The organism is Chromobacterium sp. CV08, from assembly GCF_051129845.1.
Classification (GTDB): domain Bacteria; phylum Pseudomonadota; class Gammaproteobacteria; order Burkholderiales; family Chromobacteriaceae; genus Chromobacterium.
This window is the reverse complement of the sequence record NZ_CP150453.1, coordinates 1285419-1307723: the sequence shown is the minus strand read 5'-3', so window position 1 is coordinate 1307723 and position 22305 is coordinate 1285419. Positions and strand designations below refer to the sequence as shown.

The following is a 22305-nucleotide window of genomic DNA, read 5'->3' as shown; positions in this document are numbered from 1 at the left end:
CATGAAAAACATCGTCATCCTGATTTCCGGCCGCGGCTCCAATATGCAGGCCATCGTCGAGGCCGCCATTCCCGGCGCCCGCGTCGCCGCGGTGATTGCCAACCGCCCGGACGCGGCCGGTCTCGCCTGGGCGGCCGAGCGCGGCATCGCCGCCGTCTCGCTGGACCACAAGGCCTATGCCAGCCGCGAGGCCTTCGACGCCGCGCTGGCCGAGGCGATAGACGCCCACTCGCCGGACCTGGTGGTACTGGCCGGCTTCATGCGCATCCTGACCGAGGGCTTTACCCGCCGCTACGAAGGCCGGATGCTGAACATCCATCCGTCGCTGCTGCCGGCCTTCCCCGGCCTGCACACCCACGAGCGCGCGCTGGAAATGGGCTGCAAACTGGCCGGATGCACGGTACACTTCGTCACCGCCGAGCTGGATCACGGCCCCATCGTCGCCCAGGGCGCGGTCAGTGTGCTGGACGGCGACACGCCGGACAGCCTGGCGGAACGCGTGCTGAAACTGGAACACCAGCTGTATCCGGAAGCGGTGCGCCGCTTCGTCGCAGGCGAGATCGCCGTCGTGGACGGCAAGGTGGCCAGCGGTCCCGGGGCCGCCGCCAGCCTGTTGTCTCCGCGACCCAACGCCAAAGCCTAAATGACTCGTCTCCGCCTGCTGCTGATCGCCCTCGTCCTGTCGCTGCTGCTGCACCTCGCGCTGCTCGGCTCCGACCTGTTGCCGGCGATCAGCGCGCCGCCGGCGGAAGAGCCCAAGCTAGAGAAGATAGACGTCAAGATGCAGGCGATGCGGCTGGACGAAACGCCGCCGCCGCGCGCCCCGCAGGCAGCCGGCGTCAGCCTGCCGCCCGCCAGAACGGCTCCGAAGCCGAAACCGAAGCCGGCCCGCAAGCGCGAGGCGTCCAAGCCAGTGGAACAGGTCAAGCCGGCCTCGGCGCCGACAACGGAGACCCCGGCCGCCCGGACCAGCTCCGCGCCGGCGACGGAAATCGCGTCGGCGGCGGAGGCGGCCAGCGCGCCGGCGGCGGCCGTCCCGCCGCGCGAGAACCACGCCGACAACGCCGGCTTCCTGCATCCGGACGCGCCGCAACAGGCGTTCCCGGCTGCCGCCCGGATACGCTACCAGGGCTATTGGGGGTCGGCGATGGTCGGCTTCGGCGACCTGGACTGGCAGCGCGGCCAGGGGCATTACCGGCTCGACATCACCGTCAGTCCTTTCATCGGACCGAAGCTGCGCTATCTTGCACAAGGGACGATAGACAAGTCGGGATTGCGGCCGGACAGCATCCAGTCCTTCCGCGGCGGCGATCTGAAGGAGGCGGCCCGCTTCGACTACGAAGCCGGCCTGCTGCGCTACGGCGGCAGCGAAGACAAGCAGCTGCCGCTGAAGCCCGGCGCGCAGGACGCGTTCAGCCTGGCTTTCCAGTTGGCGCTGAAAGGCGGCGATCTGGGCTCCGCGCCGATACAGATCACCACCGCCAAGAAGGTCTACGAATACCCGATGGCGCCCGCAGGCGCCTTCGACTACGACACCGGCGCCGGCAAGATGCGCGTGATCGTGTTCCGCGCCCAGGGCGACGGAGACGTCACCGAGTTCTGGCTGGCGCCGGATTTCGCCAATCTGCCGGTGCGCATACTGCGCGCCGACAAGGACAAGCGGATCGAGCTGAAAGCGATCCGCGTAGATGTGAACGGCAAGCGGCAGTGGGAATTGCCGCCGCAACCGACGATACGGAACAGAAATGCACATTAGCCATAGCCAACTGAAACACCTGGAAACCGTCATCGGCCAGATGACCCGATTCGACCGCCCGGCCGACGCCGTGCTGTCCGCCTACTTCCGCGAACACAGCAGACTGGGCGGCAACGACCGCCACCTGATCGCCGAGACCGCCTTCGGCGCGCTGCGCCGCCTGATCCAGCTGCGCGCGCTGATCGCGCCGGAAAAGGCCACGCCGCGCCGCCTGGCCCTGGTCGCGCTGATGAAGTTCAACAAGCTGAACGTCAAGGAACTGTCCGAAGCCACCAGCGCCGGCGAGCGCGAATGGCTGGGCACGATCAAGGGCAAGGCGCTGGAGGACAGCCTGGAAATCCGCGCCGAGCTGCCGCAATGGGTGATCGAGCGCCTCGGCGAGCAGACGCCGGAAGCGGTGGAAGCGCTGGGCCAGGGCCTGATGTCGATGGCGCCGCTGGACCTGCGCGTCAACACGCTGAAGATACGACGCGAGGAGCTGCTGGACCGCCTGAACGCCGAAGGCATCGCCTGCGAGGCGACGCCGTACTCGCCGCTGGGCATCCGCCTGAAGGACAAGCCGGCGCTGTCCAAGCACGAACTGTTCAAGTCCGGCGCCTTCGAGGTGCAGGACGAGGGCAGCCAGCTCTTGGGCCTGATCACCGGCGCCCGCCGCGGCGAGATGGTGGTGGACTTCTGCGCCGGCGCCGGCGGCAAGACGCTGCTCCTGGGCGCGCAGATGGCCTCCAGCGGCCGTCTGTACGCGTTTGACGTATCAGAGAAGCGCCTGGCCAACTTCAAGCCGCGCCAGGCCCGCTCGGGCCTGTCCAATGTGCATCCGCAGTTGCTGGCGCACGAGAACGACGCCAAGGTCAAGCGCCTGGCCGGCAAGGCCGACCGCGTGCTGGTCGACGCGCCGTGCTCCGGCCTGGGCACGCTGCGCCGCAACCCGGACCTGAAATTCCGCCAGAGCCCGGACAGCGTCGCCGAGCTGAACGCCAAGCAGGCGTCCATCCTTGCCTCCGCCTCGCGTCTGGTGAAGAACGGCGGCCGCCTGGTGTACGCCACCTGCAGCCTGCTGCCGCAGGAGAACCAGGCCATCGTCGAGGCCTTCCTCGCCGAACATGCCGACTTCAGGCTGGTAAAGATGGACGAGGTGCTGGCCGAGCAAAAAATCCCGCTGCAATGCGGCGACTATCTGGAACTGAAACCGCACCTGCACAATACCGACGGCTTCTTCGCCGCGGTGCTGGAACGCAGCCAGGCCTAAAGCGGGATCAGATCGTCGACCGGCGGCCCGCTTGCCGCGCACAGGCGGACCGCGCTCGTACTCGGCGACGACAGAGCGTATATTAGACAAAAATAATCGACACCGGCGGAGTCCCCGCTTCGCCGCATGAGAGCCGCCAGCCGATGCAGGATCGTCCACTCCATCGTTCCAGACGCCAGCGCGTCAACCGCCGCCTGCGCCATCTCTACCTGTCCGCCGCTCAATGGCAGCGGCAGGTGCCGGTCTGGATCGCGGCCATTCTGATCGGGGTCGTCGCCTATGTGTTCGCCCAGGGCAGCCACCTGTCGCACGACCTGTTCTTCAAGGCCTACGACGCGTCGCCGTACTGGAGCCTGCTGATCACGCCGGCCGGCCTGGCGCTGGCGATCTGGATCATGCAGCGCTTCTTCCCCAGCTCCGCCGGCGGCGGCATTCCGCAGTCGATCGCGGCGCTGGAGCCCGGCATGGGCAAGCTGCGTGAATACTGCTTCACGCTGAAGGCGGCCTTCGGCAAGGTGCTGCTGACGCTGATAGGCATCAGTTCCGGCGCCACCTTCGGTTACGAGGGTCCCATCGTCCAGGTCGGCGCGGCGATCAAGTACTCGCTGAACCGGCAGGCGGCCCGGCGTTACGACAGCGCCGCGCGCAGCTATATCCTGGCAGGCGGCGCCGCCGGCGTGGCTGCGGCATTCAACGCTCCGCTGGCCGGCATCGTGTTCGCGATAGAGGAAATGGGGCGCGCCTTCGACATGCGCGCCAGCTCGACGATACTGCTGTCGGTCATCGTCGCCGGCCTGACCACCTTCGCCATCAACGGCAACTACAGCTACTTCGGCATCGTCCACGTGGCGATGGACAGCCGGCAGGCCTGGCTGGCCATCCCGGTATGCGGCGTCATCGGCGGCGTCCTCGGCGGCCTGGCCTGCCGCGTGCTGCTGGCGCTGTCCCAACGGCTGCCCGGCCCGCTGCACGGCTGGCGCGTGCGCTACCCGGTGCGCTTCGCCGCCGGCTGCGGCCTGGCGCTGGCGGTGATAGGCATCGTCAGCCACGGCAGCACCTTCGGCACCGGCTACTTCCGCGCCCGCGACATTCTCGAGGGACACGGCGCGGCACTGCAGGACTACGGCGTGCTGAAGCTGCTGTCCATGTTCATCAGCAATATCAGCGCGGTCCCCGGCGGCATGTTCGCGCCGTCGCTGGCCGTCGGCGCCGGCTTCGGTCTCAATATGGCCGCGCTGCTGCCGTCGGCGCCGCAGACCATGGTGGTGCTGCTGGGCATGGTCGGCTTCTTCGCCGGCATGACGCGGGCGCCGATGACCGGTTTCGTCATCGTGATGGAAATGACCGACACCTCCGGCATGATCATCCCGTTGATGGCCACCGCGCTGCTGGCGGCGTCGGTGTCGCGGCTGGTGACGCGCCGCGCGCTGTACGAAGGCCAGGTTCGGCTCTTCCTGCCGCAATGGCAGGCCAGGGCGGGCCAAATTGACCAGCCTGCCGCCCGCACGTAGAATAACTTATTGAAAAGATCGGGTATTTCCGGCGGCAAACCGCCGGCCAACAGCAAGGATTCAATACATGTCGATTCAACAAGATATCCAGCAGACCGTCACCGCCAACCAGGTGGTGCTGTTCATGAAGGGTTCCGCCCAGTTCCCGCAGTGCGGCTTCTCGTCGCGCGCGGTGCAGATCCTGAAGGCCTGTGGCGTCGAGAACTTCCTGACCGTCGACGTGCTGCGCGACCCGGACATCCGCCAGGGCATCAAGGACTACTCGAACTGGCCGACCATTCCGCAGCTGTACGTCAAAGGCGAATTCGTCGGCGGTTCGGACATCATGTACGAGATGTTCCAGAACGGCGAACTGCAGGACCTGCTGAAAGACCTGTAAGCTTTTCCAGCAACCCGGCCCCGGCCGGGTTTTGCGTTTTGGCGCTCATCCGCGTTAGAATGATGCCCCATACCACCGACGGCAGCCTTGCGGCTGCCGCTGTCATATCTATTGAAAGCTGTTTGCCGCCGCCGGCAAGCAGCTTTTTGCCAAGGTAGGGAGCCGAAATTGAACATCACCATCGTCGATCATCCGCTGGTACAACACAAGCTGGGACTGTTGCGCGAGGCCGACACCAGCACCATGAAGTTCCGCCAGCTGACCCAGGAACTGGCGCGGCTGCTCGCCTACGAGGCCACCCGCGACTTCGAACTGGAGAGCGTCGCCATCGACGGCTGGTGCGGCAAGATAGACGTCAAGCAGATCAAGGGCAAGAAGGTCACCGTGGTGCCGATACTGCGCGCCGGCATCGGCATGCTGGACGGCGTGCTGGACCTGGTGCCGTCGGCCAAGATCAGCGTGGTCGGCCTGGCCCGCAACGAAGAGACGCTGGAGCCGGTGTCCTATTTCGAGAAATTCGTCGGCAACCTGGACGAACGCATCGCCATCATCATCGACCCGATGCTGGCCACCGGCGGCTCGCTGGTCGCGACGATAGACCTGCTGAAGCGCAATGGCTGCAAGCAGATCAAGGCCGTGGTGATGGTCGCGGCGCCCGAAGGCGTGAAGATCGTCAACGACGCCCACCCGGACGTGCAGATCTACGCCGCCTCGCTGGACAGCCATCTGAACGAGCACGGCTACATCATTCCCGGACTCGGCGACGCCGGCGACAAGATCTTCGGCACCAAGCAGGCCTGATCGCCATGACCGTCAAGCAGCCGCCCGTTGCCCACGCAGCCGGCGGCTTTTTTGCAAACCCGGGGATAGCCTCATGCTGATACGCAAGGCCGACGAGCAGGATCTGGACGCCATCTGCCGCCTGGCGCGGCAGATCAACCGCCAACACCACCAGGCCTTGCCGGAGCTGTTCCGGGACGAGGCGGACGCCGACGCCGATCGCGCCTTCTGGGCCGAACGGATGGAAGGCGAAGACCGCGCGATGCTGCTGGCCGAGCATGAGGGCGAAGTCCGGGCCTTCGCCGCCGCGCAATTGCAGGCCTCGCCGCCGCTGCCGTTCCTGCAGCCCCGCCACATCTGCCGGATCGGCACCATCGTGGTGGACGAGGCGCACCGGGGACAAGGCATAGGCTCGCTGCTGCTCGCCGCCGTCGAGAACTGGGGCCGCCGGCAAGATGCCGACGAACTCCGGCTGGAAGTGATGCAGTTCAACCGGGAGGCGCTGGCGTTCTACGCCCGCCACGGACTCGCAGCCCAATCCCAGATCATGAGCAAATCCCTGTCAGGAGCCGCGCAATGATGGACCGCTACGCCGCGATAGACGCCGATTTCCTCGCCCGCTTCCCCGGCGGCTTCCAGGACCCCGACTGGCAGACGCTGGCGCGCAAGCACAAGAGCTACGGCAAGGCCGAGGCGCTGTGCCAGAGCGAACTGAGCCGGGACAAGCTGGACGCGGCGCTCGCCGGCGGCAGGCTGGCCGACGCCACCCAGGCCTGTCGTCAGATCATCTCGCTGGCCACCACGGTCAGCACCTTCGAGAAGATCGCCTTCCGCAACTACATGGACCAGCGCGACCTGAACCTGCCCTTCGTCCAGGCCTTGCGCGATGTCCTGCATGATTTCGGCCCGGACAGCTTCGCCGCCTACGTCGACACGCTGGCCATGGCGCGGATGGATCCCAAGGCCAACGCAGCCAAGTGGCCTATCGTCAGCTGCTTCCTCGCCTGCTTCGACCCGCGGCGCCACGTCTGCGTCAAGCCGACGACGGTGAAGAAGGTGGCGGCGCGCCTCGGCGTCGACATCCATTACCAGTCCAGGCCGAACTACGAATGCTATCAGGCGGTGCAAAAGATGGTGCTGGACTTCCGCAGCCGCAGCGCGGTGGCCGCGGATGTGGACAACACGCTGGCGCAGGCGGTGATGTACTGCACCGTGTGAGCGCCTGTTTACGATTACAAAACGAAAACCAAGGAAGAATGATGATGCAACAACTGAAGCTGGCGGTGTCCGGCGCCCAGATCCTGTTCGTCGCCTTCGGCGCGCTGGTTCTGGTGCCGCTGCTCACCGGCCTGAATCCGGCGATGGCGCTGCTCGGCGCCGGCCTCGGCACCCTGCTGTTCCAGGCCTGCACGGGACGCCAGGTGCCGATTTTCCTCGGTTCCTCCTTCGCCTTCATCGGCCCCATCATCTACTCGATGCACACCTGGGGTCCGGGCGCGACGATGTTCGGCCTGTTCGCCGCCGGCTTCATGTACTTCGTGTTCGCCGCCATCGTCCGCTGGCGCGGCATGGAGCTGGTCAACAAGCTGCTGCCGCCGGTGGTGATCGGCCCGGTGATCATGATCATAGGCCTGTCGGTCGCCACCGCGGCCTCCGGCATGGCGATGGGCCAGGCCGGCGGCAAGCAGGTGCTGCCGTACGAGACCTCGCTGCTGCTGGCGGCCATTTCTCTGGCCACCACCATCGTCGTGTCCATCTACGCCCGCGGCATGTTCAAGCTGGTGCCGATACTGGCCGGCGTCGTCGCCGGCTATATCGCGGCCAGCCTGCTCGGCGTGGTCGATTTCGCCAAGCTGGCCGCCGCGCCGTGGTTCGCGGCGCCGACCTTCCACAGCCCGGAAGTCAACTGGGCGGCGGCGGCCTTCATGCTGCCGGTGGCCATCGCCCCGGCCATCGAGCACATCGGCGGCGTGATGGCGATAGGCGGCGTCACCGGCAACGATTACACCAAGACGCCCGGCCTGCACCGCACGCTGGCCGGCGACGGCCTCGGCGTCTGCATGGCCGGCCTGATCGGCGGCCCCCCGGTGACCACCTACGCCGAAGTGACCGGCGCGGTGATGATCACCCGCAACTTCAACCCGGTGACGATGAGCTGGGCGGCGGTGTTCGCCATCTGCATGGCCTTCTTCGGCAAATTCAACGCGCTGCTGCAATCGATCCCGATGCCGGTGATGGGCGGCATCATGGTGCTCTTGTTCGGCACCATCGCCTCCATCGGCCTGAAGACGCTGATCGAAGCCAAGGTCGACCTGATGGAGCCCCGCAACCTGGTGATCATCTCGGTGGTGCTGACCGCCGGCATCGGCGGGCTGACGCTGAAGCTGGGCGACTTCGCGCTGTCCGGCGTCGGCCTGTGCTCCTTGCTGGCCATCGTGCTGAACCTGATCCTGCCGCGTCACGCCGCCAGCCATGACGGCATCGTCGAGGGTCAGGACATCTGACACCGGATGCTTGCGCAGCCTGTTGATTTTTAAATTTATTCACAACTGTCGACATGTCAATCGGCCTGACCCGGCCTACACTGACAATCAGCGCCGCGGCCATGCGCCGCGGCGCCGCCGACCGGAGCCAAACTGCTGCCCAAACCAGCTTCACCTGCCCACAGCGGCTTGACACGGCCTGATTCCAAGCATTGAACGAGGAATAGCCATGTTGAAGACCATAGTCGTTTCCAGCCTGTCCCTGCTTCTTCTCTCCGCCTCAGCGATGGCCGGCAGCGACGGCCTGTCGGTGATGTGGGCGATGCGGGGCAGGATGAACGCGCAGATGCACAATCTGCCGGAGCCGGCGGTGCCGCAATCCAACGCCATCCCGTCCGACCGCTGATACCCGGCCACGCCTGCCGTCGAAACCGGCAGGCGTTTTCCCTTCCCGCTAAATGCTCAACTCCCCCGCCGCCACCGCCCGCTCCAGCCGCTGGATGAACCATTGCAACGCGCGGCCCGGCTGCTCCAGCCTCCAGGCGAAGCACATAGGCGGAAAACTGCCGCTTTCCTCCTCCGCCTTCTCCACCAGCTGGCCGTCGTCCAGATAGGCCTGCACATGCGAGCGCGGCAGATGGCCGCTGCCCAGTCCGGCGACGATGGCCTTCAGCTTGGCCTGGCTGCTGTGCACCGTCAGCACCTGCTGGCCTTCCAGCAGGCCGCCGGTGCGCGCCGGCAGGCGGCGAGAGGTGTCGCCGACCGCCACCGCGCGATGGCGGCGCAGCACGTGCGGCGGCACCGGCTCCGCCTCCGCCGCCAGCGGATGGCCGGCCGCCGCCACCAGCACGAAATCGTAATCGCCGATATTTCGGGTGAAATAATCGCCGGGAGGCGGCTGGTTCGGCGCGCCTATCACCAGGTCGGCGCGGTCGTCGTACAGCGCGTCCCAGATGCCGCCGAAGCTCTCGCGTATGAAATACAACCGGGTGTCCACCTGCAGCTGGTCGAAGTCCGCTATCGACGGCAGCAGCTGCTCGAAGCCGACCAGGTCGCCGACGACGATGCGCAGCGTGTCCTCCCAGCCCTGGGCCTGCTTGCTGACGCGCAACTCCAGCTGGCGCGCCGCGTCCAGCAGGTGGCGGCCGTCGCGCAGCAGCCGCTCGCCGGCCGGCGTCAGCCGGGCGCGGTGGCCGCTGCGGTCGTAGATGGCCACGCCCAGTCCCTGCTCCAGCTTCTGCACCGTATAGGTCAGCGCCGACGGCACCTTGAACAGTGCCTCGGCCGCCGCGGCGAAACTGCCGTGCTGTTCGATCGCGTCCAGCACCTGCAAGGCCTCCAGTGTCAGCTTCATCGAGACACTAACTTCAATTTATTTGAATACTTCATTCTGTTCTTTCCAATTTTATCGCTGAATTCTTCGAAATATAATGAATCACGTCACAAGAAGCCAGCCCAGACATCGGTAAGGCATCAATAATTTTGATGCATAACCATTTGCTGGCACAACACACCGCAAAAGGAAACCATCATGCTGAAGCAAACCACCCTCGCCGCCCTGTCCCTGATCCTGCTGTCCGGCGCCGCCATGGCGGGCAGCGACGGCTACAACAATATGAAGGCGATGCGCGAGCGCATGGACGCCCAGCTGCAAGGCCAGGCCCAGCAGGTGCAACAACAGGCTCCGGCCCAGAAGTAATCGCCTGCCGGCAAGAAAAAAGCGCCGCGGACCATATGGTCCGCGGCGCTTTTTCATTCCGACTCAGGCGCGGTCGCCGCGCAGGCGTCCCATCAGCAGGACGTCGCGATAGGCGCCGTCGCGCAAGGAATGCGCGCGCAGCCTAGCCTCCTCGACGAAACCGAAGCGTCGGTACAAGGCCAGCGCCGCCGCATTGTCGGGATAGACGGTCAGTTCCATCCGCCTCAGACCTATCCAGTTGTCGGCCAGATCGAGCAGCGCGGCCATCAGCAGCCTGCCTGCGCCGCGCCGCTGCCAGTCGCGGTGGACATTGATGCCGAGGCCGCCGATATGCGCCAGCCTCGCCTCGTCGAAGCGCCACAGAGCGGCGCTGCCGACCACCTTGCCGTCCGCCTCGCAGACCAGCTGATGGCGCCCGGCGCCCAACTGCCTGGCCACTCTGGCCGCCATCGCGCCGGCCGACGGATAAGGCAGCTGCAGCGTATTGCCGTACACCGACGGATCGGCGGCCAGCTCCCGCAGATCGGCCGCGTCGTCGGGCTCCAGGTGGCGGATGCGGAACGGGTTCATGCCTCCCCCCTCTGCGGCCAGTTCAACCTGCCCATCACCAGCACGTCCTCCAGCTTGCCGGCGCGCAGCTGCTCCCGGCGCAGCCTGCCCTCGTACTCGAAACCGGACTTCTCGTACAAGGCGATCGCGCGCGCATTGTCGTGCACGACCTTCAGCTCGATGCGTATCAGCCCCAGCCAGTTGTCGGCCAGGTCGACGATGGCGCGCATCAGCGCGCCGCCGACGCCTTTGCCCTGCCAGTCGTCGCGCACCACCAGGAACAAATCGGCGCTGTGGCGCACCCGCATGCCCTCGTTGACGATCAGGCCGACCGAGCCGACCACCTCGCCGTCGGCGGCACAGGCCACCAGCTGATGGATGTTTGCGGGACGGCTGCTCAGCTGCTTCTCGGTGGCCGACAAGGACTGGTAAGGCAGCTGCAGCGTGTCGGGATAGACGCCGGGGGACGTCTTGATGCGGTGTATGGCGGCGGCGTCGGACGGCTCGACCGAACGGATCAGATAGGACTGGGACATGATGGTCTCCTGAGTTGATGGGCACGGGCGGGATCGCCGCCAGGCCCGGCAGATCATCATGCCAAATAACTATTGTGCATTGCAATATAATTTTCAGGCCGACAAATAGCGCCCCGGCGTCTCGCCGAAACAGCGACGGAAGGCGACGATGAAAGCGCTGCTGCTCGCATAGCCCAACTCCGCCGCGCAGTAGCCGACCGACCGTCCCTCGGCCAGCAGCGCCCTGGCCCGCAGCATGCGCAGCCGCTCCCGCCATTCGGCGACCCCCATGCCGGTCTCGGCGCGGAAATGGCGGATCAGGCTGCGCCGCGACATGCCGACATGCTCGGCCCAGCGCTGCAAATCCCAGTCCTGCGATGGATCGCTCAGCAAGGCCTCGGCCAGCTTGCGCAGCGCCGGGCGCGTCGGCCAGGCCAGGCTTGCCGGGTAGGGCTCGGCCCAGGCCAGCTCGTCGGCCAGCACGGCGACCAGTCGCGCGGCCGCCTCCCCGCCGGCCTGCTCCGGCCAGGCGCCCAGCCTCAGCAACACCCCCTTCAGCAGCGGAGAGGCCCGCCACACCGCCAGCTCCGGCCGCAAGGCCGGCAGCCAGCCGGGGTCCAGCAGCAGGCTCCAGCCGCGCAGCTCGCCGTGGTAATGCGCGCCGTGCGGCATGCCCGGCGGAATCCAGCCGACGCAGCCGGCCGGCAGCAGTACCCGCCTGTCGTCGGCCTCCAGTTCCAGCGCGCCCTCGCTCGCCCAGGCCAGTTGCCCGACGGCATGGGCATGACGCGCGGTGTGGTCGCCGACGCCGCGTTTGAGCGCCGCCACCGACAAGCCCGGAATGATCGCTCGTTCCATATTGGCCCTCTGTCGATATCTATTGGCACTATATGGAAAGCGGGCCGATGACGCCAGCGCGATACTGGGCGCTCACTCAACGCAAGGAGATCGCCATGAATTCGGTTCAACATACCGACGCCCTGTCCGAAATCAACCGCAAGGTCATCGCCGACGGCGAGACGCTGCCGGCGGTGAGGCTGCGCGACGGCAGCACGGTGCAGACCGGCACCGTCGCGACGATGCTGGTCAATATCGCCGCCTACAACCGCGGCGAGCGCGGCGAAGTGGAAAGCCAGCTGGAGCTCGCGGTGCCGACGCTGTTCAAGGTCGGCCTGTTCGATCTGTTCCCGCCGGCGGAATGGACGCGCGGCGACAATCCCGGCCGCCGCCTGGTCGGCGAGATGGCCGCGCGCTGGCTGGCGCGGCAAGACGAAAACACATCGGCATAATTAGCCGCTGCCGAAATCCGGCTTTGCGGTTAAGCTATCGCCTGATATCGACAGGAGCGGATCATGCTGATGCAAAGACGGGAAGCCGGCCTATTGGTGGTGGATATCCAGGACAAGCTGCTGCCGGCGGTGCACGACGCCGACGGACTGCTGGCGCGCAGCCGCTGGCTGGTGGGGGTAGCCCGCGACCACGGGCTGCCGATCGCGTTTTCCGAGCAATACCCGCGGGGCCTGGGCGGCACGCTGGCCGCGCTGCGCGAGGCGGCTCCCGAGGCCGACGTGGTGGACAAGCTGCACTTCTCCTGCGTCGCCGCCGGCTGCCTGCCGCCGGCGCTGATGGAGAAGCGGCAGATCATCGTCTGCGGCATGGAGGCTCACGTTTGCGTGCTGCAGACCGTGATCGAGCTGCTCGCCGCCGGCAAGCAGGTCTTCGTCGCCGCCGACGCGATCTCCAGCCGCAAGCCCGCCGACATCGAACTGGCGGTGGAACGGATGCGCACGGCCGGCGCCGTCATCGTCAGCCGCGAAATGGTGTTGTTCGAACTGCTGGAAAAATCGGGCGGCGAGCACTTCAAGCTGATGAGCCAGCGCTATCTGATCGGCGAGCAGCCCTGAGAACCTGTTCGCAGAAATGAATCGGGGCTGCCGAAGCTTACCTCTTCGACAACCCCGTTCAACGGCGGCTTGGCCGCTCTCATCCTCCCCTTTGCAGACTGGCGCAGCGGGCCTTGCGGCCCTGCTCACTAGCTGGGTCTGGATAAAGCAAACCCCGTGCCAGCGTCGCGAACCCTGTAACACCGTTTCAAACAGCCATTTCAGCGCGCGCGGCGCCTGCGAATGCACCAACACGGTGCAATATTCATTACATGGCACCAAAATGAAACAAAATTTAACAATTGGCGACACGGCACTGACAGATAAGCACTGGAACTGTCATCTTTAGCCCTTATCCTATCCGGACAGGCAACACCCATAACAAGGAGAATGACCATGACTTCGTTCCAGGAACAGCTGACCACCCTGCCCTCCGTCGACGGCATCGCCGCCATCGTGCTGCTCAGCGCCGAAGGCGAAGCGATACACCGGCTGGAAAACCGGCCCGGCACCGCCGGCTCGGTCCGCGTCTACCACGCGCTGATCAAGCGCCACGGCCATATCGACCGCAAGGCCGCGCGCGAGGGCCTGGAATTGTTCGCCGAGCACACCGCCGCGGCCCGCGCCGAACCGGGCAGCCACCCGAACATCGATCGCCTGCTGGCCATCGCCGAACACGGCGCGCCCGGCCTGCGCGCCCGCGTGGTGCTCGAGGCCGAAGGCTGAATCATCGAAGCGCCAGCAAGGCGAAACCCGCCGCGATCGACACCACGGTGCTCACCAGCCCCGGCACGATGAAGCTGTGGTTGAACACCCAGCGGCCGATGCGGGTGCTGCCGGTGTAATCGATCTCCACCGCCGCGATCAGGCTGGGATAGCTGGGCAGCACGTAGACGCCGACCACCGCCGGAAAGATGGCGATCAGCACCGGCGACGCGATCCCCAGCGACACGCCCAGCGGCATCATCACCTTGGTGGTCGCTCCCTGGCTGAACAGGATCACCGCCATCGCGAACACCGCGAAGGCGAACAGCCACGGCGCCGATGCGACGATGCCGACGATATTGTGCTTGAACAGCGGCAGATTGGCCTGGATGAAGGTGTCGCTCATCCAGGCCGCGCCCAGTATCGTCACCGCAGCCACCGCGCCGGAGCGGAACATCGCGCCGGACACCATGTCCCGCAGGTCCGCCTTGCACAGCAGCGCCGCCAGCGCGGCATACCCCAACATGCACATCTGGATCAGGTCCACCATCGCGAGCGGCTCGATGCCGCCCGCGCCCGGCCAGGCCGGCCGCAGCCGCGGCATCGCCGCCAGCAGCACGATGAGCGCCACCGTCAACAGAAAGCCGTAAACCGACCAGGCGGCGGTGCGCGGCAAGACCTCGTCCGCCCCGCCCTGCGGCCGGCCGATGCCGCCGTCCGCCGGCTTGCTGCGGCAGACCGGATCGTCGGCCAGCTCGCGGCCGTAGCGCAGCATCGCCGCGCCGCCCGCCAGCGCCCCCAGCAGCGTCGCCGGAATACTGATCATGATGATGTCGGTCAGCGCGACGCCGTGCGGCGCCAGCACCGTGGCCAGCGCGACCGTCGCGGCCGAGACCGGACAGGCGACGATGGCGTTCTGCGATGCCACCGTCAGGCCGGCCAACGGCCGTTCCGGCCGGATGCCGGTCTTTTCGGCCACCTCGACGACGATGGGCATCAGCGCCAGCGCGATGAAGCCGGTGCCCGCGAGAAAGGTGGACAGCCAGCCCACCAGCGGCGCCAGCAGCACGATGTGCCGCGGATTGCGCCGTAGCAAACGGGCGGCCACGCCGACCATATAGTCGAGTCCGCGCGCCGATTGCAGCGCCGCCGACGCGGTGATGACGGAAATGATGATCAGGACCACGTCTATCGGCGCATGGCCCGGCTTCAGGCCGAAAACGAAGACGAGGACGAAGAGGCCGGCGCCGCCGGTGACACCGAGGCCGATGCCGCCCATGCGCACGCCGATGAAGATGGCGCCGAGCACCACCAGTAATTGCAGGTAAACCATCGCGCGACTCGCAAGCTTTGACAGACGCATTGTCGCAGCCGCGGGCGAACCGCGACTTGTCGATAATCAGTAATTTCTTATATTTTCATGGATGGAAACCGGACGCAAAAAAGCCCGCCGAAGCGGGCTTTTTTCGCAGACTCCCGGACGGGAATCAGGCTTCGCCGACCACGACAACCTTGATCGGGGTGACCACGTCGTGGTGCAGGGCGATCTCGATGTCGTACTCGCCGATGGCCTTGAACGGGCCGTTCGGCAGGCGAACTTCGTGACGCTTCACTTCGACGCCGAAAGCGGTAACGGCTTCGGCAACGTCGACGTTGGTCACGGAGCCGAACAGACGGCCGTCCACACCGGCCTTCTGGGCGATGGTGATCACGGCTTCGTTCAGCTTCTCGGCGCGAACCTTGGCGTCGGCCAGGATTTCGGCTTGCTTGGCTTCCAGTTCGGCGCGACGAACTTCGAACTCTTTCAGGTTCGCTTCGGTAGCGCGCTTGGCTTTGCCTTGCGGGATCAGGAAGTTACGGGCGAAGCCGTTCTTCACGTTGACCACGTCGCCCAGTTGACCCAGGTTGGCCACTTTTTCGAGCAGGATGATTTGCATCTCTTGTTCCTTTCCCGGTTTAGTGCTGGTCGGTGTACGGCAGGAAGGCCAGGAAGCGAGCACGCTTGATAGCGGTGGTCAGCTGACGCTGGTAGCGGGCCTTGGTGCCGGTGATGCGAGCCGGGATGATTTTGCCGTTTTCGGCGATGAAATCCTTCAGGAGATCAACGGATTTGTAGTCGATTTCCTTGATGCCTTCTGCCGTGAAGCGGCAGAACTTCTTGCGCTTGAAGAGTTGACGAGCCATTTTTGACTAACCTTTTACAAATTCAACGTATTCGATATTGAGCACCAACCGCGGGTTGCGAAGACTGCGCTGGCTGAGGAAACCGGTGACGTTCATCACCCGTCCCGCCAGCTTTCCGGAATGCTTCCGGACTTCTTCGCCTACCCATACGGCCTGTATTTCGCAGGCCACATCCCGCTCGAAGCCCCCGGCGCTTTGCCGGGACTGATGCTTGAGCCACATTTCCAGCACCGGCAAGCCGGCGGGCGTGTATCTCAGCGCATCCTCGCGTTCGACCGTGACGGTCAGCAGCAGACGGTTCTGCAAGACCGCGAGCTTCGCCGATTAGGCGGAAGCTTCAGCCTCGGCGGCCGGCTGGGCGTCCAGCAGGTTCTTCGCCTTTTCGTCCTTCATCATCGGGGACGCTTCGGTGATCGCGCGGTCCATCTTGACGGTCAGGTGGCGCAGAACGGCGTCGTTGAACTTGAAGGCGTGCTCGATTTCAGCCAGGGTTTCCGCTTGGCACTCGACGTTCATCAGAACGTAGTGAGCCTTGTGCAGTTTCTGGATCGGGTAGGCCAGTTGGCGGCGGCCCCAGTCTTCCAGACGATGGATCTTGCCTTCGGCGGCCAGAACCATGCCCTTGTAGCGCTCGATCATGGCCGGAACCTGTTCGGACTGGTCCGGGTGCACGATGAACACGATTTCGTAATGGCGCATGTGAACTCCTTTTGGCTATTCGTAGCCTTCCGCCATGCGTTTGCGGAAAGCAAGGTAGTAAACCGCAGCATTCTACGCACTTTGCCGCGGCCAGGCAACTTTCGATGCCTTTTCCGCCGCCCGGCCGTCGCCGGCGCGGCGGATTTACAACTTCTTGTCCCGCTTGATGCCGACCACCACGCCGTCGCGCAGCGTGACGATGGTGGTGTACGGAATCTGCCCGTTGGCCAGCCAGCTCAGCTGGCGGGTCGTCGACACCGTGGTCACGCCGCTGGCCAAGACGCCCCGATTGCTGTCGCTGCTGTAGTCCGGCGCGCCGGCCACCGATACCAGTTCGGCCTCCAGCATGCCGCTGTGCAGCCGGATATAGGTTTCAAACGGGATCGGCGCCGCCTGGACGGCGCCGGCCAGCGACAGCGCCGCGAGTGCCAGTATCTTCATGTCGGACTCCTGTGAAAAAGCCCGCGGCCGCGGGCTTCGGGTAACTGCCTGCCGCCTCAGCGGACTTTCTTCACCACATCGATCAGCTCGGTCACCATGCCGGTGGCGTCCCCCTGCTGCAGCGCGCGCGCGACGCAGCCCTTCATGTGGTTTTCCAGCAACTGCAGCGCCACCGCGTCCAGCGCCGACTTCACCGCCGCCACCTGGGTCAGCACGTCGACGCAGTAGCGGTCGGACTCTATCATGCCGCCGATGCCGCGTACCTGCCCCTCTATCCGCGCCAGCCGCTTCAGCAGCGCCGCCTTGCCCGGCTGCACCACGCTGCGCTCGGCGGCCGGGTGTTCGTGACAGCATTCCTCATGCGGGGGGCGGGCGTCGTTCATGGCGTATCCTGGATAGTCGATGCCTGCATTATCGCCGATACCTCGACGCTAGGCACGGACATCCAGCGTGCCCATCATGCCGGCGTCCTCGTGCTCCAGGATATGGCAATGGAACATCCGCGGACCGGGCAGATCCTGACGGAAGCGCAGCCTCGCCTTCTGCCCCGGCGGCACGTTGACCACGTCGCGCCAGGCCAGATACGGTTCGCGCCGCCAGCCGCGGCCGTCATGCCGTTCCGTCACCTGGAACTGGGTGCCGTGCAAGTGGAACGGATGGTCCATGTCGGCCCGGTTGTCGATTTCCCACTCCTCCACCACGCCGACCTTGCCGGTGAAATCCATCCGGTCCATGTCGAAAGTCCTGCCGTTGATCAGGAACATCGCCGCCGGATTGCTCATGTCCTCGCTGAACACCACCGAACGCCTGAGCGCCGGCTTCGGCAACGGCGCCATCGTCCGCAGCCTGGACGGCAGCGCCGCCGTCTCGACCGCCGCGCCGGCCTCGATGTCGAGCAGGAGCAAGGCCTCGTCCTGCTCCGGCCCCATCATCTTGCCGCGCGCATACGGCAGCGCGAGCAGGCCGGCCGGCTTGCCGGCGTCGAAGCGGCCGGTGACGGCCAGCTCGGCGCGCGCGCCCGGCGGCAGCAATAGAGATTCGACGCGGCGCGGCTTTTCTATCAGGCCACCGTCGGTGCCGACCAGCCAGACCTCGTGCGCCGGCAGGGCCAGCTTCAGCACCCGCGCGCTGGTGGCGTTCCAGATACGCCAGCGCTGGCGCTCTCCGCGCCCCAGCGCCAGCCTGGGCCGCCACGCGCCGTTGACCAGCACGAACTGGCCCTCGCGGCCGTCCATCGCGTCGGCCTCGCTGTTGGCGGCTATCTTGCCGTCACTGTCCAGCTTCAGGTCCGACAACACCAGCCAGCGCTCGGCCAGGTGGGCCAGCGGATCGTTGCGGCTCCGGACGACGAATACGCCGGCCAGCCCGCGATAGACCTGCTCGGCGGTATGGCCGTGCGGATGCGGGTGGTACCAATACGTGCCTGCGCTGTCCGGCGGCAAGGAGAAGCGGTAGTCGCGGCTTTGGCCCGGCAACACCGGGTCATGCGGATTGCCGTCCTGGTCGGCCGGAATCGGCAGGCCGTGCCAGTGCACGGTGGTCGGCTGCGGCAGGCGATTGTCGAAGCGCAGACTCAGGGACTCGCCCTCGAACAGCTCGATCGCCGGGCCGGGCACGCTGTCGTTGTATGCCCAGAACGTCGTCGCTGGCCTGCCCGGCAGCAGCGGCAGGCTGACGGCCGACGCGCTCAGGCAGCCGTGCAGCGCGCCGTCCCGGCGCTCCAGCGGCAGCCGCTTAGGCTCCGGCAGAGGCAGACTGCCGACCAGGCCCAGTGCGCCCGCGTCCGGCGGGACCGCCGGCGCCATCGCGGCGCGCGCCGATCCTGCCGATGCCGATCTGACCAGCCACGGCGACAAGGCCAGAGCGGCCCCCCATTGCATCAGTTGACGACGTTGCATCGCATGCTCCGTTAGGATACCCCACATGGGTATATTGAACCTAGAGCGGCGGCGATGGCAACAGTTCCGCGCGCGGCGGCGGCGGGCATAAAAAAACGGCAGGCCGTCCGGCCTGCCGTTTTTCGGAACGCTGTCCGCTTACTTGCTCACGTGCGGCGCCAGCAGCTGCAGCAGCTGGGCCAGCACCTTCGGGCTGCCGGCGACGATGTCGCCGGACTCGAACCAGCCCTGCTCGCCGGTCGGATCGGTGACGATGCCGCCCGCTTCCTGAACGATCAGGCTGCCGGCCGCGATGTCCCACGGCTTCAGGTTCAGTTCGAAGAAGCCTTCGGTACGGCCGCAGGCGACATTGCACAGGTCCAGCGACGCGGCGCCTTCGCGGCGCACGCCGGCGGTCTTGCCTATCACGTCCTTCAACATGCCGAGGTACTGGTCGATATAGCTCTGATCGGAAACCGGGAAGCCGGTGCCGATTACGCACTCGTTCATCATGAAACGCTTGGAGACGCGGATGCGACGGTCGTTGAGGAAGGAGCCGACGCCGCGCGAGGCGGTGAACAGATCGTTGCGGTTCGGGTCGTAGACCACCGCCTGCTGGATCTGGCCCTTGTGCGCCATCGCGATGGAGATCGCGTACTGCGGGTGGCCGTGCAGGAAGTTGGTGGTGCCGTCGATCGGATCGATGATCCATTCATACTCGGAGGAACCGACGCCTTTGGCGCCGGACTCTTCTGCTAGAATCGCGTGCTTCGGATAGGCTTCGAGAATGACGTTGATGATCGCGTCTTCGGCGGCGCGGTCCACCTCGGTCACAAAGTCGTTGTGCTTTTTCTTCTCTACGCGGATGGCGTCGAGGTTAAGCGACGCGCGCTGGATGACATTGCCTGCGCGGCGGGCGGCTTTAACCGCGACATTGAGCATCGGATGCATTGACGGCCTCTACACTTGAACGATGGGCGGGTGTCCGTCGATGACGCGACACCCGCCGGTAACAATCTGGGTTAAGGAACAAAAAAACCCGACGCTGGGCGCGGGCTTTTGGTATTTGCCCGCTATTTTAATGTGAAAACGCCAATGAATAAACCCCAAGTACCTGATTTTCTGCAAAACATCCGCGTGGTGCTGGCCAGACCGAACCATCCGGGCAACATCGGCTCGGCCGCGCGCGCGATGAAAACGATGGGATTGAGCCGGCTCTACCTGGTTGAACCGAAAGCGTTTCCCGACGCCGAGGCCACCACGCTGGCCTCGGGCGCCGCCGATCTGCTGGAGCGCGCCGTCGTGGTGCAGACGCTGGCCGAGGCGCTGGACGACGTCACCGTCGCCTGCGCGCTGACCAGCCGCCGCCGCGAGCTGACGACGCCGCTGGCGACGCCGCGCCAGACCGCGCCGGAGCTGATCGCCCGCGCCCGCGACGGCGAACAGGTGGCCCTGGTGTTCGGCAACGAGACCTTCGGCCTATCGATAGAAGAAGTGGAACAGTGCAATCGGCTGCTGACGATACCGGGCAATCCGGACTACTTCTCGCTGAACCTGGCGATGGCGGTGCAAGTGATGACCTACGAGCTGTTCAGCCACACCGGCGTCGACGTCGAATACCTGCGGCCCGACGGCGAGGCCGCGACCCAGGGCGAGGTAGACGGCATGTGCGGCCACCTGGGACAGGCGATGGACGACATCGGCTATTTCGAGCGCCGCAACAGCGAGCGGCTGATGCGGAGGATGCGCGCGCTGTTCAACCGCGCCGGGGTCTTGCGCGAGGAGATCGACATCCTGCGCGGCTTCTTCAAGCAGGTGCAGCGCGCCGCCGACGGCAGCCTGAAACGGGATGGCGACTGAGACCGCTTTCGATCCGCCCTGCGCGCACCCATCGGTGCGCGATCTCGCCTTTCTGCTGAGCTCCCCGTCCCCGTGGCATAGCGGTGCAGACCTGCCGCCGGAACGCCTGCTGGGCGCCGACGGCCCGGCACTGCTCGGCCGGCTGGAGCGGGACCCGGCCCCGCTGCTGGCCTGGCTCGCCGGCGGCGGCAACGACAAGCGGCTCGGACGATATGCCGAACGACTTTTCTCCTTCTGGTTCCGGCAGGCGCCGCACATCCGCCTAGCCGCGGAAAACCTGAACGTCATCAACGGCGAGCGCCGCACGGTGGGCGAGTTCGACTTCCTGCTCTGGCTGGACGGCGAGCCCTGGCATCTGGAAACCGCCAGCAAATTCTATCTTCGGCTCGGCGCCGACCCCGACTCGCTGGTCGGTCCCAGCCTGCGCGACGCCTGGCGGCTGAAAGCGACCAAACTTGCCACACAATTGCGTTTGAGCCGCCATCCGGACGCCGCCGCGCGGCTGCCGGACGGCTTCGCCGGCTGCCGCGCCGGCGCCCGGCTGAGCGGCTGGATCTTCTGCCGGGAGCAGCGGGCCTTGCCGCCGCCGCTGGCGCCGGATGCCTTGCTCGGCTGGCATGCGCCGCTGGCCGGGGCCTGGCCCCGCCGCCACGCCGACTCGCGCTGGGCCTGGCTGCCGCGGCTGTCCTGGCTGGCGCCGGCATCGCTGGCGCGGGCCGACACGCTGGACGAGGCGGCGCTGCGCGAGCGGCTGCTGAGCAGCCGGTCGCCGCAACTGGTGGCCGAGTTGCAGCCGGACGGCGGCGGCCGCTGGCGCGAGACCGCCCGCGGCTTCGTCACGCCGGAAGGCTGGCCTGACCCGCAGCGACTGGCCGAACTGCGCGCCCGCATCGCCGGCGGGCAATAAAAAAGGGCAGGCTCCCGGCCTGCCCTCGTCATGCGGCGCCCCGCCCGGCTCAATGGCCGCTGGCGTGCAGACAGCCGGAAATCAGGTTCTTCAGATCCTGCGACTTCACCAGCTGGATGTGCTTGTGGTCGACGGTGATCCAGCCCTGCTGCTGGAACTTCGACAGCGTGCGGCTGACCGTTTCCAGCTTCAGGCCGAGGAAGCTGCCTATCTCCTCGCGGCTCATGCGCAGGATGAAGTCGTTCGCGGCGAAACCGCGGGTCGACAGCCGCTGCGACAGATTCAGCAGGAAGGCGGCGATGCGCTCCTCCGCCTTCATATTGCCGAGCAGCAGCATCACGTTCTGGTCCCGGACGATCTCCCGGCTCATCAGCCGGTAGAAATGGTGCTGCAGGCTGGGAATGTCGCGGCTCAGCGTCTCCATCCGGCTGAACGGCAGCTCGCACACCTCGCTGTCCTCCAGCGCGATCGCGTCGCAGCTGTGGCTGCTGGTGGAAATGCCGTCCAGGCCCATCAGCTCGCCCGACATCAAAAAGCCGGTGACCTGCTCGCGGCCGTCCTGGCTGGCGACCGAGGTCTTGAAGAAGCCGGTGCGCACCGCGTACAGCGACTTGAATCCCTCACCGCTGCGGAACAGGTACTCGCCGCGCTTCAGGCGGCGGCTCTGGCGGATCACCGTGTCCAGCTGGCTCATCTCCTCGCGGTTGAGCCCGACAGGCAGGCACAGCTCGCGGAGGCTGCAGCTGGAGCAGGAGATTTTCAGTGTGTGCAGGGAAGTTTGATTTTGTTCAGACATGCTGTGTTTGCCGCAAGCTGTCGAAGCTTGAC

The 22305-nt window shown here is 66.1% G+C and carries 30 protein-coding genes; 16 read left to right on the top strand and 14 right to left on the bottom strand.

Annotation, left to right across the window (positions count from 1 at the left end; translation table 11 throughout):
* The first annotated feature begins 1 nt into the window (after position 1).
* The 10 genes from purN (at position 2) to WNM05_RS06145 (ending at position 8564) form a co-directional block, all read left to right on the top strand.
* On the top strand, positions 2–643 hold the full coding sequence (gene purN, locus WNM05_RS06190) for a phosphoribosylglycinamide formyltransferase (protein ID WP_434633446.1): 642 nt from the start codon (positions 2–4) through the stop codon (positions 641–643).
* Positions 644–1756 carry a DUF3108 domain-containing protein gene (locus WNM05_RS06185; protein ID WP_434633444.1) on the top strand — a complete coding sequence of 371 codons (1113 nt, stop codon included), beginning with the start codon at positions 644–646 and terminating at the stop codon, positions 1754–1756. It abuts the gene before it with no gap.
* Positions 1752–3005 (top strand): RsmB/NOP family class I SAM-dependent RNA methyltransferase, encoded by a 1254-nt coding sequence (locus tag WNM05_RS06180; RefSeq protein ID WP_434635125.1) that lies wholly within the window; start codon positions 1752–1754, stop codon positions 3003–3005. Before WNM05_RS06185 ends, WNM05_RS06180 begins: the two co-directional genes overlap by 5 nt.
* Before the next feature lie 143 nt (positions 3006–3148).
* Positions 3149–4516 (top strand): chloride channel protein, encoded by a 1368-nt coding sequence (locus WNM05_RS06175; protein WP_434633442.1) that lies wholly within the window; start codon positions 3149–3151, stop codon positions 4514–4516.
* A 67-nt stretch (positions 4517–4583) separates the two neighbouring features.
* Positions 4584–4895, top strand: a complete 312-nt coding sequence (gene grxD, locus WNM05_RS06170; protein WP_434633439.1) for a Grx4 family monothiol glutaredoxin — start codon at positions 4584–4586, stop codon at positions 4893–4895.
* Positions 4896–5063: 168 nt separating this feature from the next.
* Positions 5064–5696, top strand: a complete 633-nt coding sequence (gene upp, locus WNM05_RS06165; RefSeq protein ID WP_434633437.1) for a uracil phosphoribosyltransferase — start codon at positions 5064–5066, stop codon at positions 5694–5696.
* A 73-nt stretch (positions 5697–5769) separates the two neighbouring features.
* On the top strand, positions 5770–6255 hold the full coding sequence (locus WNM05_RS06160; protein ID WP_434633435.1) for a GNAT family N-acetyltransferase: 486 nt from the start codon (positions 5770–5772) through the stop codon (positions 6253–6255).
* Positions 6252–6893: a hypothetical protein gene (locus tag WNM05_RS06155; RefSeq protein ID WP_434633434.1), complete on the top strand. Its 642-nt coding sequence runs from the start codon at positions 6252–6254 to the stop codon at positions 6891–6893. The genes WNM05_RS06160 and WNM05_RS06155 overlap by 4 nt, the downstream gene beginning before the upstream one ends.
* Before the next feature lie 44 nt (positions 6894–6937).
* Entirely contained in the window at positions 6938–8179 is a 1242-nt protein-coding gene (locus tag WNM05_RS06150) for a uracil-xanthine permease family protein (RefSeq protein WP_434635124.1), read from the top strand.
* A gap of 208 nt (positions 8180–8387) precedes the next feature.
* Positions 8388–8564, top strand: coding sequence for a hypothetical protein (locus WNM05_RS06145; RefSeq protein WP_434633432.1), 177 nt, complete (start codon positions 8388–8390; stop codon positions 8562–8564).
* Positions 8565–8612: 48 nt separating this feature from the next.
* Here the strand turns inward: WNM05_RS06145 and WNM05_RS06140 are convergent, their stop codons facing one another.
* Entirely contained in the window at positions 8613–9512 is a 900-nt protein-coding gene (locus tag WNM05_RS06140; RefSeq protein ID WP_434633430.1) for a LysR family transcriptional regulator, read from the bottom strand.
* 177 nt (positions 9513–9689) lie between these two features.
* Between WNM05_RS06140 and WNM05_RS06135 the strand changes: the two genes are divergently transcribed.
* Positions 9690–9857 (top strand): hypothetical protein, encoded by a 168-nt coding sequence (locus tag WNM05_RS06135; RefSeq protein ID WP_434633429.1) that lies wholly within the window; start codon positions 9690–9692, stop codon positions 9855–9857.
* A 63-nt stretch (positions 9858–9920) separates the two neighbouring features.
* Here the strand turns inward: WNM05_RS06135 and WNM05_RS06130 are convergent, their stop codons facing one another.
* The 3 genes from WNM05_RS06130 to WNM05_RS06120 form a co-directional block, all read right to left on the bottom strand.
* Positions 9921–10427: a GNAT family N-acetyltransferase gene (locus WNM05_RS06130; RefSeq protein ID WP_434633428.1), complete on the bottom strand. Its 507-nt coding sequence runs from the start codon at positions 10425–10427 to the stop codon at positions 9921–9923.
* Positions 10424–10942 carry a GNAT family N-acetyltransferase gene (locus WNM05_RS06125; protein ID WP_434633426.1) on the bottom strand — a complete coding sequence of 173 codons (519 nt, stop codon included), beginning with the start codon at positions 10940–10942 and terminating at the stop codon, positions 10424–10426. Before WNM05_RS06125 ends, WNM05_RS06130 begins: the two co-directional genes overlap by 4 nt.
* A 93-nt stretch (positions 10943–11035) precedes the next feature.
* Positions 11036–11779 carry an AraC family transcriptional regulator gene (locus WNM05_RS06120; protein WP_434633425.1) on the bottom strand — a complete coding sequence of 248 codons (744 nt, stop codon included), beginning with the start codon at positions 11777–11779 and terminating at the stop codon, positions 11036–11038.
* Between the two features lie 95 nt (positions 11780–11874).
* Between WNM05_RS06120 and WNM05_RS06115 the strand changes: the two genes are divergently transcribed.
* The 3 genes from WNM05_RS06115 to WNM05_RS06105 all read left to right on the top strand — a co-directional run bounded on the left by WNM05_RS06115 (position 11875) and on the right by WNM05_RS06105 (position 13530).
* A complete protein-coding gene (locus tag WNM05_RS06115) occupies positions 11875–12210 on the top strand; it encodes a DUF7709 family protein (protein WP_434633422.1) in 336 nt (111 codons plus the stop codon).
* A gap of 63 nt (positions 12211–12273) precedes the next feature.
* Complete coding sequence (locus WNM05_RS06110) at positions 12274–12825, top strand: hydrolase (RefSeq protein WP_434633420.1); 552 nt, start codon at positions 12274–12276, stop codon at positions 12823–12825.
* A 375-nt stretch (positions 12826–13200) separates the two neighbouring features.
* Complete coding sequence (locus WNM05_RS06105; protein ID WP_434633419.1) at positions 13201–13530, top strand: DUF2322 family protein; 330 nt, start codon at positions 13201–13203, stop codon at positions 13528–13530.
* Between the two features lies 1 nt (position 13531).
* Here the strand turns inward: WNM05_RS06105 and WNM05_RS06100 are convergent, their stop codons facing one another.
* From WNM05_RS06100 to WNM05_RS06060, 9 genes are all read right to left on the bottom strand, one after another.
* A complete protein-coding gene (locus WNM05_RS06100) occupies positions 13532–14842 on the bottom strand; it encodes an anaerobic C4-dicarboxylate transporter family protein (RefSeq protein ID WP_434633417.1) in 1311 nt (436 codons plus the stop codon).
* Positions 14843–14996: 154 nt separating this feature from the next.
* Positions 14997–15446, bottom strand: coding sequence for a 50S ribosomal protein L9 (gene rplI, locus WNM05_RS06095; protein ID WP_434633415.1), 450 nt, complete (start codon positions 15444–15446; stop codon positions 14997–14999).
* A 19-nt stretch (positions 15447–15465) separates the two neighbouring features.
* Positions 15466–15693: a 30S ribosomal protein S18 gene (gene rpsR / locus WNM05_RS06090; RefSeq protein ID WP_011137185.1), complete on the bottom strand. Its 228-nt coding sequence runs from the start codon at positions 15691–15693 to the stop codon at positions 15466–15468.
* 6 nt (positions 15694–15699) lie between these two features.
* Complete coding sequence (gene priB / locus WNM05_RS06085) at positions 15700–15999, bottom strand: primosomal replication protein N (RefSeq protein WP_434633412.1); 300 nt, start codon at positions 15997–15999, stop codon at positions 15700–15702.
* Between the two features lie 18 nt (positions 16000–16017).
* Entirely contained in the window at positions 16018–16392 is a 375-nt protein-coding gene (gene rpsF / locus WNM05_RS06080) for a 30S ribosomal protein S6 (protein WP_434633410.1), read from the bottom strand.
* 144 nt (positions 16393–16536) lie between these two features.
* Positions 16537–16833: a hypothetical protein gene (locus WNM05_RS06075; RefSeq protein ID WP_434633408.1), complete on the bottom strand. Its 297-nt coding sequence runs from the start codon at positions 16831–16833 to the stop codon at positions 16537–16539.
* A 56-nt stretch (positions 16834–16889) separates the two neighbouring features.
* Complete coding sequence (locus WNM05_RS06070) at positions 16890–17216, bottom strand: metal-sensitive transcriptional regulator (RefSeq protein ID WP_434633407.1); 327 nt, start codon at positions 17214–17216, stop codon at positions 16890–16892.
* A 48-nt stretch (positions 17217–17264) separates the two neighbouring features.
* Entirely contained in the window at positions 17265–18731 is a 1467-nt protein-coding gene (locus WNM05_RS06065; RefSeq protein WP_434633406.1) for a multicopper oxidase family protein, read from the bottom strand.
* Positions 18732–18869: 138 nt separating this feature from the next.
* Positions 18870–19661 (bottom strand): inositol monophosphatase family protein, encoded by a 792-nt coding sequence (locus WNM05_RS06060; RefSeq protein ID WP_434633404.1) that lies wholly within the window; start codon positions 19659–19661, stop codon positions 18870–18872.
* A gap of 144 nt (positions 19662–19805) precedes the next feature.
* On the opposite strand from WNM05_RS06060, the gene WNM05_RS06055 reads away from it, so the two are divergent.
* Positions 19806–20570: an RNA methyltransferase gene (locus WNM05_RS06055; RefSeq protein WP_434633402.1), complete on the top strand. Its 765-nt coding sequence runs from the start codon at positions 19806–19808 to the stop codon at positions 20568–20570.
* Complete coding sequence (locus WNM05_RS06050) at positions 20560–21477, top strand: DUF1853 family protein (RefSeq protein WP_434633400.1); 918 nt, start codon at positions 20560–20562, stop codon at positions 21475–21477. The genes WNM05_RS06055 and WNM05_RS06050 overlap by 11 nt, the downstream gene beginning before the upstream one ends.
* Before the next feature lie 49 nt (positions 21478–21526).
* On the opposite strand, the gene fnr is transcribed toward WNM05_RS06050, so the two are convergent.
* Positions 21527–22273 (bottom strand): fumarate/nitrate reduction transcriptional regulator Fnr, encoded by a 747-nt coding sequence (gene fnr / locus WNM05_RS06045; RefSeq protein ID WP_434633398.1) that lies wholly within the window; start codon positions 22271–22273, stop codon positions 21527–21529.
* Positions 22274–22305: the final 32 nt, after the last annotated feature.

Excerpts from the sequence above, each read along its gene's own strand:
- purN (WP_434633446.1), top strand. The coding sequence starts at position 2 with ATGAAAAACATCGTCATCCTGATTTCCGGCCGCGGCTCCAATATGCAG.
- WNM05_RS06185 (WP_434633444.1), top strand. The coding sequence starts at position 644 with ATGACTCGTCTCCGCCTGCTGCTGATCGCCCTCGTCCTGTCGCTGCTG.
- WNM05_RS06175 (WP_434633442.1), top strand. The coding sequence starts at position 3,149 with ATGCAGGATCGTCCACTCCATCGTTCCAGACGCCAGCGCGTCAACCGC.
- grxD (WP_434633439.1), top strand. The coding sequence starts at position 4,584 with ATGTCGATTCAACAAGATATCCAGCAGACCGTCACCGCCAACCAGGTG.
- WNM05_RS06160 (WP_434633435.1), top strand. The coding sequence starts at position 5,770 with ATGCTGATACGCAAGGCCGACGAGCAGGATCTGGACGCCATCTGCCGC.
- WNM05_RS06155 (WP_434633434.1), top strand. The coding sequence starts at position 6,252 with ATGATGGACCGCTACGCCGCGATAGACGCCGATTTCCTCGCCCGCTTC.
- WNM05_RS06150 (WP_434635124.1), top strand. The coding sequence starts at position 6,938 with ATGCAACAACTGAAGCTGGCGGTGTCCGGCGCCCAGATCCTGTTCGTC.
- WNM05_RS06145 (WP_434633432.1), top strand. The coding sequence starts at position 8,388 with ATGTTGAAGACCATAGTCGTTTCCAGCCTGTCCCTGCTTCTTCTCTCC.
- WNM05_RS06140 (WP_434633430.1), bottom strand. The coding sequence starts at position 9,512 with ATGAAGCTGACACTGGAGGCCTTGCAGGTGCTGGACGCGATCGAACAG.
- WNM05_RS06135 (WP_434633429.1), top strand. The coding sequence starts at position 9,690 with ATGCTGAAGCAAACCACCCTCGCCGCCCTGTCCCTGATCCTGCTGTCC.
- WNM05_RS06130 (WP_434633428.1), bottom strand. The coding sequence starts at position 10,427 with ATGAACCCGTTCCGCATCCGCCACCTGGAGCCCGACGACGCGGCCGAT.
- WNM05_RS06125 (WP_434633426.1), bottom strand. The coding sequence starts at position 10,942 with ATGTCCCAGTCCTATCTGATCCGTTCGGTCGAGCCGTCCGACGCCGCC.
- WNM05_RS06120 (WP_434633425.1), bottom strand. The coding sequence starts at position 11,779 with ATGGAACGAGCGATCATTCCGGGCTTGTCGGTGGCGGCGCTCAAACGC.
- WNM05_RS06115 (WP_434633422.1), top strand. The coding sequence starts at position 11,875 with ATGAATTCGGTTCAACATACCGACGCCCTGTCCGAAATCAACCGCAAG.
- WNM05_RS06110 (WP_434633420.1), top strand. The coding sequence starts at position 12,274 with ATGCTGATGCAAAGACGGGAAGCCGGCCTATTGGTGGTGGATATCCAG.
- WNM05_RS06105 (WP_434633419.1), top strand. The coding sequence starts at position 13,201 with ATGACTTCGTTCCAGGAACAGCTGACCACCCTGCCCTCCGTCGACGGC.
- WNM05_RS06100 (WP_434633417.1), bottom strand. The coding sequence starts at position 14,842 with ATGGTTTACCTGCAATTACTGGTGGTGCTCGGCGCCATCTTCATCGGC.
- rplI (WP_434633415.1), bottom strand. The coding sequence starts at position 15,446 with ATGCAAATCATCCTGCTCGAAAAAGTGGCCAACCTGGGTCAACTGGGC.
- rpsR (WP_011137185.1), bottom strand. The coding sequence starts at position 15,693 with ATGGCTCGTCAACTCTTCAAGCGCAAGAAGTTCTGCCGCTTCACGGCA.
- rpsF (WP_434633410.1), bottom strand. The coding sequence starts at position 16,392 with ATGCGCCATTACGAAATCGTGTTCATCGTGCACCCGGACCAGTCCGAA.
- WNM05_RS06075 (WP_434633408.1), bottom strand. The coding sequence starts at position 16,833 with ATGAAGATACTGGCACTCGCGGCGCTGTCGCTGGCCGGCGCCGTCCAG.
- WNM05_RS06070 (WP_434633407.1), bottom strand. The coding sequence starts at position 17,216 with ATGAACGACGCCCGCCCCCCGCATGAGGAATGCTGTCACGAACACCCG.
- WNM05_RS06065 (WP_434633406.1), bottom strand. The coding sequence starts at position 18,731 with ATGCAACGTCGTCAACTGATGCAATGGGGGGCCGCTCTGGCCTTGTCG.
- WNM05_RS06060 (WP_434633404.1), bottom strand. The coding sequence starts at position 19,661 with ATGCATCCGATGCTCAATGTCGCGGTTAAAGCCGCCCGCCGCGCAGGC.
- WNM05_RS06055 (WP_434633402.1), top strand. The coding sequence starts at position 19,806 with ATGAATAAACCCCAAGTACCTGATTTTCTGCAAAACATCCGCGTGGTG.
- WNM05_RS06050 (WP_434633400.1), top strand. The coding sequence starts at position 20,560 with ATGGCGACTGAGACCGCTTTCGATCCGCCCTGCGCGCACCCATCGGTG.
- fnr (WP_434633398.1), bottom strand. The coding sequence starts at position 22,273 with ATGTCTGAACAAAATCAAACTTCCCTGCACACACTGAAAATCTCCTGC.